This window comes from Arsenicicoccus sp. UBA6765 (assembly GCF_002453335.1).
GTDB classification, from domain to species: domain Bacteria; phylum Actinomycetota; class Actinomycetes; order Actinomycetales; family Dermatophilaceae; genus Arsenicicoccus; species Arsenicicoccus bolidensis.
Map to the genome: position 1 here is coordinate 1 of NZ_DKGR01000046.1, position 12,480 is coordinate 12,480.

The following is a 12,480-nucleotide window of genomic DNA, read 5'->3' on the forward strand; positions in this document are numbered from 1 at the left end:
GCCGGTGCCGTCGCCGGCGGGGTCGTCGGAGCCCTGGTCGACGCCTCGCTGCCGTGGTGCGCGCTGCTCGGTGCGGCGTGCGCCGCCGCGAGCCTGGCGCTCCGCGTCGTCCTCGCCCCGCTGCCCGCCCTGGTCAGCCTGCGTGCGCAGGCGGTGAGCGGGGTCGCCTCCGTCCTGGTCGTCGGCCCGCTCGTCGAGACGGCCGCCCGCCACCTCCTGGCACCCTGACGGGGAGGCCCGGCGCGGCCCGTCGGCGGTAGAGTCGGGGACGTGCCTTTCGAGATCCCCACCGACCTGCCCTCCGAGCTGCTGCCCCTCGCCTGGATGATCGGACGCTGGGAGGGCGTCGGTCTCTTCTCCTACCCGACGATCGAGGACGGCCGGTTCGGGCAGGAGCTCGAGATCCGCCACGACGGCCGCCCCTTCCTGGAGTGGCACTCCCACACCTGGGAGCTCGACGAGCAGGGGCAGAAGGTCCGCCCCCGCGCCACCGAGCTCGGGTTCCTGCGCCCCGTGGGTGAGGAGTCCAAGGAGTGCGAGCTGCTCCTGGCGCACAGCACCGGCATCGTCGAGATGTACTACGGCACCGTCGAGCCCGCCCGCCTGATCATGAAGACCGACGGCGTCATGCGCTCCCCGCACGCCAAGGAGTACTCCGCCGGCTCGCGGATGTACGGCTACGTCAACGGCGAGCTGTTCTGGGCCATGGACATGGCGGCCGAGGGCCACGCCCTGCAGACGCACCTGTCGGCGCAGCTCAAGAGGGTCTCTTGACCCCGTCCCCGCACGACCCGGCCGACGTCGACGCGATCTTTCGCAACCACGGCCTGCGGGTCACGTCGCAGCGTCGGCGCGTCCTCGCGGCGATCGGCCGCCTGCAGCACACGACCCCGGACCAGCTGTCGCGCGAGGTGGACGGCGACGGGGGAGACGCGCTCCCGCTGTCGACCATCTACCGCAACCTCGACACCCTGACCGAGCTGGGCGTCGTCGCGGCGACCCGGCTGACCGAGGGCGCCCCGACATACCACCTCGTCCAGCACGCGACGCACCTGCACCTCGTGTGCAACGGGTGCGGCGCCATCACCGAGGCACCCCTCGCGGTGGCCGACGAGCTGGCCGAGGCGGTCTACGACCGCGACGGCTTCGTGGCCGACCTGCGCCACCTGCCGGTGCACGGCTGGTGCGCGCGCTGCGCACCGGGCCGCACCGATATCCCCGACCAGGGAGGGACCGACCAGCATGACCACACCCACCAGCACCGGGCCTGAGACCTACCGCTCGCCCCTGCTCGACCGCCCCGGCGCCGTCGCGGGAGACCGTGAGGACGCCGGCGTCGCGGCCCACCACGGCGACCCCCTGCGCGAGCAGCGGCTCCTCGTCGAGGGGCTCGCCGCCGTCGACCTGTCCCACCGCGGGGTCGTGACGGTCACGGGGCCGGACCGGCTCACCTGGCTGCACTCCATCACCACCCAGCACGTCTCGACGCTGGCCGCGCGCACCTCGGCCGAGGACCTGGTCCTCAGCCCCAAGGGTCACGTCGAGCACGCCCTGCACCTCGTCGACGACGGCGAGACCACCTGGATCACCGTCGAGCCCGGCACGGCGCCGGCCCTGGTGGCGTGGCTGCGCTCGATGCAGTTCATGCTGCGGGTCGAGGTCACGGACGTCACCGACCGGTATGCCGTGGTCGGCGAGCCCATCCGCAGCGAGGGCGCGGAGGGCGAGCCGCCGACCTGGTGCGACCCCTGGCCGCTGATGGGGCCGGACTCGGCGCCATACGGCCCGATCGTCGGCCACCCGGGGGAGGAGCGCGCCTGGCGCGAGGTGATCGTGCCCCGGGGAGAGCTCGTGGCTCGTATGTCGGACCGCCCGCTCGCGGGGACCTGGGCCGCCGAGGCGCTGCGCGTGGCCGCGTGGCGCCCGCGGCTGGGCTTCGAGACCGACCACCGCACGATCGCCCACGAGCTCGACTGGCTCCGCACGGCCGTGCACCTGCACAAGGGGTGCTACCGGGGTCAGGAGACCGTGGCTCGCGTCCACAACCTCGGCCGGCCGCCGCGTCGTCTCGCGTTCGTCCACCTGGACGGCTCCGGGCACGTGCTCCCCGAGCGGGACGCCGCCGTCGAGGTCGAGGGCCGGGTCGTGGGCCGGCTGACCTCCGTGGCGCGGCACCACGAGGACGGGCCCATCGGGCTGGTCGTCCTCAAGCGCAACACCCCGACCGACGTCGACCTCACGATCTCCGGCATCAGTGCGTCTCAGCAGGAGATCGTGCCGCGCTGACGACCCTGTCCGGGACGATCTGTCGTGGTTGTGCCACGATGGGTCCATGTCAGCGTCGACGCTCATCACCGTGGCCACCACCGGGGCCGAGTCCAGCAAGACCGACGTGCCCACGCTGCCGACCACCCTCGACGAGCTCGTCGAGACGGCGCGCCGCTGCGAGGACGCTGGCGCGCGCCTGATCCACGTGCACGTCCGCGACGACCGGCACGAGCCCACGCTCGACGTGGGCCGGCTGACCGAGACGGTGGCTGCCCTGCGCGAGGCGACGGACCTGATCGTGCAGCTGTCGACCGGGGGCGCGATCACCGACCCCTTCGAGGCGCGCCTGGCGGTCCTCGACGCCGGCCCCGACTCCTGCTCGCTCACCTGCGGCACCACCAACTTCGGCGACGGGACCTTCCTCAACCCCTATCCCTTCATGCGCGACCTCTACGTCAAGGCGCAGGACCTCGGGGTGGTGCCGGAGTTCGAGCTGTTCGACCTCGGGCACGTGCACGCGCTACGGCGGCTGATCGACGAGTGCGGCCTGCCCCACGGGGGTGCGGTGCACTGCGACTTCGTCCTCGGCGTGCCCGGGGCCGCTCCGGCGACGCCGCAGGCGCTCCTGGCCGGCGTGGCGGCGCTGCCCCCGGAGACGACCTCGTGGTCCGCCACCGGCATCGGCCGGGGCCACCTGCCGATCATGGCGACGACGCTCGCGGCCGGCGGCCACCTGCGGGTCGGCATGGAGGACAACCTCCTGCTCGCGCGCGGGGTCAAGGTCGAGCACAACGTGCAGCTGGTCGAGCGGGCCGTGCGGCTCGCCGAGCTGATGCAGCGCCCCGCGATGACGGCGGCCGAGGCGCGCGCCCTGCTGCGCGTGGCGTGACTCACTGCTTGCCAGAGTTGCCCTGTGCTTGCAACTGCAAGCATACTGAGAGACATGGCACGGCTACCCGTCTCCCGGATCCACGTCACGGATCTCGGTGCCTACTTGCGCGAGCAGCGCGAGGCGGCCCAGCTCAGCCTGCGCCAGCTCTCGGAGCTCGCGGGGGTGAGCAACCCCTATCTCTCCCAGATCGAGCGCGGCCTGCGCCACCCCTCCGCCGAGATCCTCAACGCCCTGGCCAAGGGGCTGCAGATCTCTGCGGAGTCGCTCTACGTCCGCGCCGGCTTCCTCGACGGGCCGCGCGACGGCTCCGATCCCCAGGGCCACGCGGACGCCCGTGACGGTCGGCATCCGGGCCTCCCGACCGTCGTCGACGCCATCACCGCTGACCCGGGGCTGAGCGCTCGCCAGCGGCGCACCCTGGTGGACCTCTACCACCAGTTCTCCGAGGCCACCGAGTCCACCCAGTCCACCGAGTCCATCCAGTCCACCGAGCCGACCGACGAGGCCGACCCGCCCCCGACCCCACCCGTCCGAGCACACGCAACGACCCGACGCACGAGGAGCACCCGATGAGCCCGTCCCGCAAGAAGCCCACAGCCGCACCCGTCTATGCCGCCGTCGGTGCCGCCGACCTGGCGATCGAGCAGCTCAAGAAGACGCTGGCCCAGGTCGAGGTCCTGGCCGACCAGGTCCGCAGGGACCTCGAGGACCGCGTCGCCAAGGCCGGCGCCGACGCCCAGGAGGCCGCCGCCAAGGCCGGCAAGGCCGCCCAGGACGCTCCCGAGCAGGCCCTCAACCAGGGACTCACCGTCGCGAGCCTCGCCTCGCACGCGTATGACGAGATGGCCCGTCGCGGCCAGCGCGTCGTCGGCCAGGGCGTGCAGGACATCCGCGAGGACAAGCGCGTCAAGGAGGCCACCGCGCGGGCCGAGTCCACCGTCAAGGTGGCCGCCGGGACCGCCGCCACCGTCAAGGGCTTCGCCGACAAGGCGATGGGACGCAAGGACAGCGCCGCCGTCACCGTCAAGGGCACGGTCGTCGAGGGCGAGCAGCCCGAGACGGCGCCCGCCAAGAACGTCCGGGCCGCCGCCGCCGCTGCCGGCGCCAAGGACGCGCCCGCGACCCCGCGCCGCCGCACCACCCGGCGCGCCACGACCGTCGAGGACGTCACGCCGACCGACGCCTCGGCCACGTCGCCTGCGTCCTCGGTGTCCTCGGCGTCGTCCAGCTCGCCCAAGGCGGCCACCAAGCCCGCCTCGAAGCGCCCCTCGCGCGCGTCGGTCACCACCAAGGCCGCCGCCGGCGAGTCGGGCAGCGGCACCACCTCGGCCCGCAAGTCGCCCTCGACGACGGCGCGCAAGGCGTCCACCCGTCCCTCGCGCAAGGCTGCGGACCCGGTCGCCGCGTCCTCGGGCAACGCCGCCGCGACCGAGACGGCTCCGGCGACGGGCACGACGACCTCCGCCCCGGTCCAGGCGTCCGTCGACGAGGCCGCTCAGTCCTGACGCCGCCCAGCCACCACCCGCACCCCCACCTCGAGGAGTCTCCTGCGTGCGTGCCGTCGTCTCCCGCGTGACCGCCGCCAGCGTCGTCGTCGAGGGCGAGGTCGTCGGGCAGATCACCGAGCCGGGACTGCTCGTCCTGCTCGGCGTGACCCACGACGACGGGCCGGACCAGGTCGCGACGATGGCCCGCAAGCTCACCGAGCTGCGGATCCTGCGGGACGAGCGCTCGGTCCTCGACGTGGGGGCCCCGGTGCTGCTGGTCAGCCAGTTCACGCTCTACGGCGACGTGCGCAAGGGGCGTCGACCGTCCTGGAGCGCGGCGGCACCGGGCCCGGTGGCGGAGCCGGTATTCGACCAGGTCGTGGCCGCCGTCCGGGCCGTCGGCGTGACCGTCGAGACCGGCAGGTTCGGCGCGATGATGGACGTCGCCTCGGTCAACGACGGTCCGTTCACGGTGATCGTGGAGGTCTGAGCCGTAGGCTGACCCCCGTGGACCAGCTGACCTTCTCCTTCCAAGGCCTGGTGGCCACCCTGCTCCAGCTCGCGGCCGTCGTCGCCGGCGTGGTCGGGTGCATCCAGGTCGCCATGACGCGTCCGGACGCGTTCCCGGCGGCCAGCAAGCTCTCCAAGGGCGCCTGGCTGGCGATCATCGTGGTGGCGACGCTGGTCGCGGGGGCCTTCGGCGTGCTGCACCTGCTCGGCCTGCTGGCCGCCATCGCCATCATCGTCTACTGGGTCGACGTCCGCCCGGCCCTCCAGCGGGTCCAGGGCCGGGGACGTCAGGACGGTCCCTACGGCCCGTGGTGACCCCCGCCGGTCGCCTGGCGCAGGTGGCCGGCCCGGCCGGCCCCCTCGACCTGCTCACCGTCGGCCGCGGCGAGCCGGCGACGGTCTTTGCGCACGGCGCCGGCTCCTCCATCGACACGACGCGGCCCTTCGCATCGGGGGTGCGCGGGGCGCGCACCTTCTTCCACTTCCGGGGACACGGGCGGTCGGTCGTGCCCGACCTGCCCTGGTCGTATGCCGACCTGGCCGCCGAGCTGCGGACCGTCGCCGACGAGGTGGGGGCCACGCGCGCGCTGGGGGTCAGCCTGGGCGCGGGCGCGCTGCTGCGCCTGCTCTGCGACGATCCCGACCGCTTCGAGCGGGTGGTGCTGGTGCTGCCCGCGGGGCTCGACCGGCCACGCCGGGGACCGGGCGTCGACGAGCTGCAGCGGCTGGGCCGCCGCATCGCCGAGGGGGACCGCGCGGCCGCCGTCGAGTTCTACCGGGGGGACGGCGGCGTGGGGTCGGCTGCCCCGGGCGCGGCGGCGGACGCCTGGGCGGAGCAGATGGCCGACGAGGTCGTCGCGGGGCGGCTCAGCGCGGTGGGGATCGGACGTGCGCTCACGACGGTCCCCGGTCAGGTCGCGGTGCCGGACGTGGCACTCCTGGCGCGGGTGACGGTCCCGGTGCTGGTGGTCGGCCAGGAGGACGACGTGATCCACCCCGCCTCGGTCGCGCGCCGGCTGGGCGAGCTGCTGCCGCAGGCCCGGGTCGAGGTGCTCCCGGCGGGCGGGCTGCTGTGGGCCCACCGGGCGACGGTGCGGACCCTGGTCAGCGGCTTCCTGAGCTCCTGACCCTGGTCGCCAGCTGCCCGTCCGCACCGTCCGCACCGTCCGCACAGTCGCGTCAGTCGCGTCAGTCGCGTCAGTCGCGCTGCTCGCGGGTCACGGGGACCAGCAGCAGGGCGATCACGGCGAGACCGCCGACCAGCAGCAGCGAGTGCAGGACCCCGACGTGGTTGCCCAGGAAGCCCAGGAACGGCGGGCCGGCGAGGAACGCCAGGTAGCCGATCGTCGAGACGACGCTCACCCGCACCGCGGCCCGACGAGGGTCGTCGCTGGCGGCCGACATACCGACCGGGAAGCCGAGGCTGGCTCCCACGCCCCAGATCGCTGCGCCGACGAAGGCCAGGACCGGTCCGCCGAAGACGACCACCAGCGAGCCGATCGCGGCCATCACGAACAGCACGCGCAGCACCGGCACCCGGCCGTAGCGGTCCAGCGCGGAGGTGCCCAGCAGGCGTCCGATCGTCATGGCGCTGAGGAAGGTCGCGAAGCCGAGGATCCCGGCCCACTGCGGCAGGTCGTAGCCCTCGACGAGCGCGACGGACACCCAGTCGTTGGCGGTGCCCTCGGTCATGGCGGCGACGAGCACGACGACGCCGATGAGCAGGGTGCGCGGCTCGCGCCACGCGGAGGTGCTGGACGGGCGGGCCTCGTCGTCGGTGGCCTCGGTGTCCGCCTCCTCCACCGCACGGGGGAGGAAGCCGCGGACGGACAGCCAGCCGAGCAGCGGCCACAGCAGCGCCACGCCGGTGAGGTGCACCCAGACCGGGACGCCGGCCCAGGCGAGGCCCGCCGCGGCGAGCGCCATCAGCACCGTGCCGCCGCTGAACGCGGCGTGGAACCACGGCATGATCGCGCGCCCGAGGTGCTGCTCGACCGCTGCGCCCTCGATGTTCATCGAGACGTCCCAGGTGCCGATGCCGAGGCCGACGAGGAACAACCCGACCCCTGCCACGATCGCCGAGTGCGCGAGGTCGGTGCCGACGCCGAGGACCACCAGCCCGACGCAGAACACCGCGAGCCCGGACATGACCGTGCGGACGGCACCGATGCGGGCCGTGATGCTGCCCGCGGCGGGGAGGCCCAGCAGGGAGCCCGCCGACACGCACATCAGGAGCACGCCCAGCTGGCCGGGGTCGAGCCCGAGCGAGGACTTGATGGCGGGGATCCGGGACGACCAGGTGGCGAAGCCCATGCCGTTGACCGCGAAGACCGCCACCACGGCCCACACGGCCTGGCGCACGCGCTCGGGGGACAGGGTCGTGGTGGTCATGTGAGGTCCTCCGGGATGGTGTGGTCTGGCCGTGGCTCGGCGGCGTCATACGGCGGTGGGGCCTGGCGTCTGGAGCATCGCTGCGGGGTGCGATCGAATCGAATCGATTCGATCGAATCGTTTCGATTAGTTTGCCGACATGGCACGGACCGGTCAATCCACGACGCGCTCGCCCCAGCGCCGGCCCACCCTCCGCGAGGTGGCCGACCAGGCGGGCGTGTCGATCTCGACCGCGTCGCTCGTCTACAGCGGCAAGCAGGGCGTCTCCCCGGCGACGGCGGAGCGGGTGCGCGAGGCGGCCGAGGCCCTCGGGTATGCCGGGCCCGACCCCCTCGCCTCGTCGCTGCGGCACGGGCGGTCGGGGGTGGTCGGGGTGCACCTCGAGGGGACGCTCGGCTATGCCTTCCAGGACCCCTACGCCGTCTCCGTGCTGGACGGCCTCGGCCAGGCGCTCGACGAGCTCGGGATGGGGATGCTGCTCGTGCCGGAGGCGCCGGGGGAGGCCTCCCACGCGGCCCGCCTCGTGGCGGGACAGGCGCTGGACGCGCTGGTGTTCGCCCTGTGCGGTCCCGCCACCTCCGCGCTCGTCGACCAGGTGGCCGCCCGGGGGATCCCGATGCTCGGCACGGGCGCCCCGGCCGACGACCGGGTCGTGCAGCTGCGCATCGACGACCGCGGCGCCACCGCCGCCCTGGTCGACCACCTGCTCGAGCTCGGCCACCGGGACGTCGCGATGCTGGCCATGCCGCTGGATCCCGGCGCTCGCACCGGACCGGTGACGGTGGCGGACATCGAGGCGGCGACCTACCCGGACGCGCGGGACCGGGCGCTGGCGTTCGTCGACCGGATGGGCCCGGACCGCCCGATGGTGCAGTCGGCGAGCCTGTCGATCGACGGCGCGGCCGAGGCGGCCGCGCTCCTGCTCGACGTCTCGCCGCGCCCCACCGCCGTGGTGGCCCAGTCGGACCTGCTGGCGGCCGGGGTGATCCGCGCGGCGGCCGACCGGGGGTTGTCGGTGCCGCAGGACCTGAGCGTCGTGGGCTTCGACGGTGTCGAGCTGCCGTGGTTCGAGGGGCGGCTCACGACGGTGGAGCAGGACGGGCGGGGCAAGGGGCGCCATCTCGGTGACATGGTGCGGCGCCTCCTCGACGGCGAGGACGTGCCCGACGAGGAGCACCCGACCCATCTCCGCCTCGGCACCACGACCTACCCGAGGTAGTCACACTCGCCCGACGTGGCACGCCAGGCCGATGTGACGACCTGAGGTAGGTATGACGAAGCCGGGCCGGTGTGACGAAGCCAGGCGGATCAGGACGGGGCGACCGCGGACCACGCCACCGTGAGCTCGCCCAGCCGCCACCGGGCCGGCCCGTCGAGCAGCGGCCACCCCGCCTCACGCAGCCCGCGCGCCACCGCCACGAACCTCTGTCGCGCCCCATAGCTCGCCAGCGGCGCCTGCCGGGCCCACTCCGCGTCGACCGCGGAGAGCCAGTCGTGGACCCGCTCGCCCGGCACGTTGCGGTGGATCAGCGCCTTGGGCAGCCGCTCGGCCACCACACCGGGCCGGACCAGGCCCCGCAGGTGCCACGAGCAGGTCAGAGACAGCGGACCCGAGCGGTCGAGGGTGGCCCATGACGCGAGCCGCCCGATCTCGTCGCAGGTCCCGTCCACCAGCAGCCCGTCGGGCGTGAGGCGCGAGCACAGCCGGCGCCACGCGTCCGGGACCTCTTCCTCGGAGTACTGCCGCAGCACGTTGAACGCCCGCACCACCGTGGCGGACTCGCCGTCCAGGGGCACCTCGAACCCGCCCAGGCGGAAGGACAGCCCCCGCACCTCCAGCGGCCGACCGAGCTCCACGCGGGACGGCTCGATCTCGATGCCCACGACGCGCACGTCCGGCCGCACGGCCGACAGCCGCTCGTGCAGCTCGACCGCGGTGACGGGGGAGGCGCCATACCCGAGGTCGACCGCGATCGGAGACGCGGCCGCCGACCTCAGCCGCCAGGCCTGCGGGCCGGCCAGCCAGCGGTCGCAGCGCCGCAGCCGGTTGGGGTTGGTCGTCCCGCGCGTCACGGTGCCGATGGGGGAGGTGCGGGCCACCGGTCCAGCCTAGGTCGCGCCCACCCCGCCCCGGACATCCACGCGCGCTGCCCCGCACGAGGGGAATGCCGCCCGGCACCGGCCGGTTGTCGCGAGCGGCAGCGCTCGGCGTCTCCGTCGGCACGCCACCCGTCGTCACCCACGGAGGTCTCATGCCCGGGCTGCACCGCGTCGCGATGCTGAGCGTCCACACGTCACCCCTCGCGACGCCGGGCCGAGGTGACGCCGGCGGCATGAACGTCTACGTCGCCGAGACCGCCCGCCGCCTCGCGTGCCGCGGCATCGAGGTCGACGTCTTCACCCGCGCCACCTCGGGTCGCCAGGCGCCCGCCGTCCGGCTCGACGACGGCGTCACCGTCCGCCACGTCACCGCCGGCCCCTTCGAGGGTCTCGGCAAGATGGACCTCCCCGGCCAGCTGTGCGCCTTCGCCGCCGGGGTCATGCGCACCGAGGCGATGAACCCCGAGGGGCACTACGACCTCGTCCACTCGCACTACTGGCTGTCCGGGCAGGTGGGCTGGCTGGCCGCCGACCGCTGGCAGGTGCCCCTCGTCCACAGCATGCACACGATGGCCAAGGTCAAGAATCTCCAGCTGGCCCAAGGGGACTCGCCCGAGCCTCCCGGTCGTGAGATCGGCGAGGAGCAGGTCGTCGCGGCCGCCGACCACCTGGTCGCCAACACCGAGATCGAGCGCCGCGAGCTGATCGAGCTGTATGACGCTGCGCCCCACCGCGTCGCCGTCGTCCCCCCGGGCGTCGACCTCGACGTCTTCCACCCGGGCGACCAGGGCGAGGCACGAGCCCGGCTGGGGCTGCCGTCGGACGCGGTGCTGCTGCTGTTCGTCGGGCGGATCCAGCCGCTCAAGGCCCCGGACGTCCTCGTCCGCGCCGCCGCCGAGCTGCTCTCCCGTCGTCCCGAGCTGCGGCCACGGCTGCGCGTCGCCGTCCTCGGCGGTGACAGCGGGGGCGGGTATGGCGACCCGGAGTTCCTGCGACGCCTGGCCGCCGAGCTCGGGGTGGGCGACCACATGGTCTGGCACCAGCAGAGCACCCGCGCCGAGCTGGCGGACTGGTTCCGGGCGGCCGACGTGGTTACCGTCCCGTCCTACAACGAGTCCTTCGGGCTGGTCGCCGTCGAGGCGCTGGCGTGCGGCGCGCCCCTCGCGGCCACCCGCGTGGGTGGCCTCCCGACGGCGGTCGGTGACGCGGGCGTGCTCGTGGACGGGCACGACCCGCGTGCCTGGGCCGACGCCATCGCGTCGCTGCTCGACCACGGCGACCTCCCCGGCATACGGGCTCGAGCCGCCCGGCACGCCGAGGCGTTCTCGTGGGAGGCGACCACCGACCGGCTGGTCGCCGTCTATCAGGACGTCCTCGCCCGACGACGTAGCCTGGCCTCGTGACCGACGACGTGCACAGCAGCAGCCCCACCACCAGCCTCACCACCAGCCCTGCATCCAGCCCTGCCGACCCCGACACCTCTGACACCTCCGACACCTCTGACACCGCCAAGGTGCTCGCCGCCGTCGAGGCCTTCGTCACCGGGCAGGAGCTCGAGTGGGAGCGCGGGGCGCGCGAGGGCGAGGTCGTGGTGACGCTGCCGGGGGAGCACAAGCTCAAGACCGTGCTGTCCCTGCTGGTGCGCGAGCGCGGCCTATCCGGCAGCGCGTTCGTGATCCGCAACGCCGACGAGGCGCACGAGCGGTTCTACCGCACCCTGCTGCGGCGCAACCTGCGGATGGCGGGCGTGGCCTACGCCATCGACGCTTCGGGAGACGTCTACGTCACCTCGCACGTCCCGCTCGCCGGGGTGGACGAGGCCTACCTCGACCAGCTGCTCGGCACCGTCCTCGAGGCGGCCGACGAGCCCTTCGACGAGCTGCTGGAGATCGGCTTCATCACCTCGATGCGCAAGGAGTGGGCGTGGCGGATCTCGCGGGGCGAGTCGACCCGCAACCTCGACGCCTTCCGCCACATCCTGGACACCGGTCCGCAGGGCGAGGCACCGGGTGAGGGCTCCGTCCACGAAGGATAGGGTCGGAGCATGACCTACACGCTGATCCTCCTGCGCCACGGCGAGAGCGAGTGGAACGCCAAGAACCTCTTCACCGGCTGGGTTGACGTCGAGCTGTCCGACAAGGGCCGCGCCGAGGCCGTCTCCGGCGGCACGCAGCTCAAGGACGCCGAGCTGCTGCCGGACATCCTGCACACCTCGCTGCTGCGTCGCGCGATCAACACCGCCAACGCCGCCCTCAACGAGTGCGACCGCCACTGGATCCCGGTCAAGCGGTCCTGGCGCCTCAACGAGCGCCACTACGGCGACCTGCAGGGCAAGGACAAGAAGCAGACCAAGGAGCAGTACGGCGAGGAGCAGTTCATGCTCTGGCGCCGCTCCTACGACACCCCGCCGCCGGAGATCGCCGACGACAACGAGTTCAGCCAGGCCGGGGACCCGCGCTACGCCGACCTCGGTGACGCGATGCCCAAGACCGAGTGCCTCAAGGACGTCGTCGCCCGGATGATCCCCTACTGGGAGTCCGACATCGTCCCGGACCTCAAGGACGGCAAGACCGTGCTGGTCGCCGCGCACGGCAACTCGCTGCGCGCCCTGGTCAAGCACCTCGACGGCATCAGCGACGACGACATCGCCGGCCTCAACATCCCGACCGGCATGCCGCTGGTCTACCGCCTCGACGAGTCGCTCAAGCCCACCGTCCCCGGCGGCGAGTACCTCGACCCCGAGGCCGCCAAGGCCGCCGCGGAGGCCGTCGCCAACCAGGGCAAGTGACCTACCTCAGGTAGTCACACCCGCCCGGGTTGGCACGTTGGCTG

Annotated in this window: 16 protein-coding genes; 14 read left to right on the forward strand and 2 right to left on the reverse strand. The window is 73.5% G+C overall.

Annotated elements, in window-relative coordinates:
• From B4K29_RS12685 to B4K29_RS12730, 10 genes are all read left to right on the forward strand, one after another.
• Positions 1 to 228 (forward strand): hypothetical protein (locus tag B4K29_RS12685; protein ID WP_286967561.1); only part of this gene is annotated, 228 nt, incomplete at its 5' end.
• Between the two features lie 42 nt (positions 229 to 270).
• Positions 271 to 774 (forward strand): FABP family protein, encoded by a 504-nt coding sequence (locus B4K29_RS12690; RefSeq protein ID WP_029211044.1) that lies wholly within the window; start codon positions 271 to 273, stop codon positions 772 to 774.
• Positions 771 to 1,271 carry a Fur family transcriptional regulator gene (locus B4K29_RS12695; protein ID WP_286967562.1) on the forward strand — a complete coding sequence of 167 codons (501 nt, stop codon included), beginning with the start codon at positions 771 to 773 and terminating at the stop codon, positions 1,269 to 1,271. Before B4K29_RS12690 ends, B4K29_RS12695 begins: the two co-directional genes overlap by 4 nt.
• Positions 1,243 to 2,286 (forward strand): YgfZ/GcvT domain-containing protein, encoded by a 1,044-nt coding sequence (locus B4K29_RS12700; RefSeq protein WP_239261382.1) that lies wholly within the window; start codon positions 1,243 to 1,245, stop codon positions 2,284 to 2,286. Before B4K29_RS12695 ends, B4K29_RS12700 begins: the two co-directional genes overlap by 29 nt.
• Positions 2,287 to 2,332: 46 nt before the next feature.
• Positions 2,333 to 3,157: a 3-keto-5-aminohexanoate cleavage protein gene (locus tag B4K29_RS12705; RefSeq protein ID WP_019286955.1), complete on the forward strand. Its 825-nt coding sequence runs from the start codon at positions 2,333 to 2,335 to the stop codon at positions 3,155 to 3,157.
• Between the two features lie 54 nt (positions 3,158 to 3,211).
• Entirely contained in the window at positions 3,212 to 3,733 is a 522-nt protein-coding gene (locus B4K29_RS12710; protein ID WP_286967564.1) for a helix-turn-helix domain-containing protein, read from the forward strand.
• Positions 3,730 to 4,665, forward strand: a complete 936-nt coding sequence (locus B4K29_RS12715; RefSeq protein WP_239261384.1) for a hypothetical protein — start codon at positions 3,730 to 3,732, stop codon at positions 4,663 to 4,665. Before B4K29_RS12710 ends, B4K29_RS12715 begins: the two co-directional genes overlap by 4 nt.
• A 46-nt stretch (positions 4,666 to 4,711) precedes the next feature.
• Positions 4,712 to 5,137 (forward strand): D-aminoacyl-tRNA deacylase, encoded by a 426-nt coding sequence (gene dtd / locus B4K29_RS12720; RefSeq protein ID WP_239261386.1) that lies wholly within the window; start codon positions 4,712 to 4,714, stop codon positions 5,135 to 5,137.
• 17 nt (positions 5,138 to 5,154) lie between these two features.
• On the forward strand, positions 5,155 to 5,472 hold the full coding sequence (locus B4K29_RS12725; RefSeq protein WP_019286958.1) for a DUF2516 family protein: 318 nt from the start codon (positions 5,155 to 5,157) through the stop codon (positions 5,470 to 5,472).
• Positions 5,466 to 6,284 (forward strand): alpha/beta fold hydrolase, encoded by an 819-nt coding sequence (locus B4K29_RS12730; protein ID WP_286967565.1) that lies wholly within the window; start codon positions 5,466 to 5,468, stop codon positions 6,282 to 6,284. Before B4K29_RS12725 ends, B4K29_RS12730 begins: the two co-directional genes overlap by 7 nt.
• A 70-nt stretch (positions 6,285 to 6,354) precedes the next feature.
• Here the strand turns inward: B4K29_RS12730 and B4K29_RS12735 are convergent, their stop codons facing one another.
• Complete coding sequence (locus tag B4K29_RS12735) at positions 6,355 to 7,548, reverse strand: MFS transporter (RefSeq protein ID WP_286960175.1); 1,194 nt, start codon at positions 7,546 to 7,548, stop codon at positions 6,355 to 6,357.
• A 139-nt stretch (positions 7,549 to 7,687) separates the two neighbouring features.
• On the opposite strand from B4K29_RS12735, the gene B4K29_RS12740 reads away from it, so the two are divergent.
• Positions 7,688 to 8,767, forward strand: a complete 1,080-nt coding sequence (locus B4K29_RS12740) for a LacI family DNA-binding transcriptional regulator (protein WP_286967566.1) — start codon at positions 7,688 to 7,690, stop codon at positions 8,765 to 8,767.
• A gap of 89 nt (positions 8,768 to 8,856) precedes the next feature.
• On the opposite strand, the gene B4K29_RS12745 is transcribed toward B4K29_RS12740, so the two are convergent.
• On the reverse strand, positions 8,857 to 9,648 hold the full coding sequence (locus B4K29_RS12745) for a class I SAM-dependent methyltransferase (RefSeq protein WP_286967568.1): 792 nt from the start codon (positions 9,646 to 9,648) through the stop codon (positions 8,857 to 8,859).
• A 152-nt stretch (positions 9,649 to 9,800) separates the two neighbouring features.
• On the opposite strand from B4K29_RS12745, the gene mshA reads away from it, so the two are divergent.
• Genes mshA through B4K29_RS12760 form a run of 3 tightly spaced genes read left to right on the forward strand, consistent with a single transcriptional unit; the run spans position 9,801 to position 12,436 of the window.
• A complete protein-coding gene (gene mshA, locus B4K29_RS12750; RefSeq protein ID WP_286967570.1) occupies positions 9,801 to 11,051 on the forward strand; it encodes a D-inositol-3-phosphate glycosyltransferase in 1,251 nt (416 codons plus the stop codon).
• Entirely contained in the window at positions 11,048 to 11,683 is a 636-nt protein-coding gene (locus B4K29_RS12755) for a YbjN domain-containing protein (protein WP_376783703.1), read from the forward strand. The genes mshA and B4K29_RS12755 overlap by 4 nt, the downstream gene beginning before the upstream one ends.
• A 9-nt stretch (positions 11,684 to 11,692) precedes the next feature.
• Positions 11,693 to 12,436, forward strand: coding sequence for a phosphoglyceromutase (locus B4K29_RS12760; protein ID WP_019286965.1), 744 nt, complete (start codon positions 11,693 to 11,695; stop codon positions 12,434 to 12,436).
• Positions 12,437 to 12,480: the final 44 nt, after the last annotated feature.

Excerpts from the sequence above, each read along its gene's own strand:
- B4K29_RS12760 (WP_019286965.1), top strand. The coding sequence starts at position 11,693 with ATGACCTACACGCTGATCCTCCTGCGCCACGGCGAGAGCGAGTGGAAC.
- mshA (WP_286967570.1), top strand. The coding sequence starts at position 9,801 with ATGCCCGGGCTGCACCGCGTCGCGATGCTGAGCGTCCACACGTCACCC.
- B4K29_RS12735 (WP_286960175.1), bottom strand. The coding sequence starts at position 7,548 with ATGACCACCACGACCCTGTCCCCCGAGCGCGTGCGCCAGGCCGTGTGG.
- B4K29_RS12740 (WP_286967566.1), top strand. The coding sequence starts at position 7,688 with ATGGCACGGACCGGTCAATCCACGACGCGCTCGCCCCAGCGCCGGCCC.
- B4K29_RS12705 (WP_019286955.1), top strand. The coding sequence starts at position 2,333 with ATGTCAGCGTCGACGCTCATCACCGTGGCCACCACCGGGGCCGAGTCC.
- B4K29_RS12710 (WP_286967564.1), top strand. The coding sequence starts at position 3,212 with ATGGCACGGCTACCCGTCTCCCGGATCCACGTCACGGATCTCGGTGCC.
- B4K29_RS12715 (WP_239261384.1), top strand. The coding sequence starts at position 3,730 with ATGAGCCCGTCCCGCAAGAAGCCCACAGCCGCACCCGTCTATGCCGCC.
- B4K29_RS12700 (WP_239261382.1), top strand. The coding sequence starts at position 1,243 with ATGACCACACCCACCAGCACCGGGCCTGAGACCTACCGCTCGCCCCTG.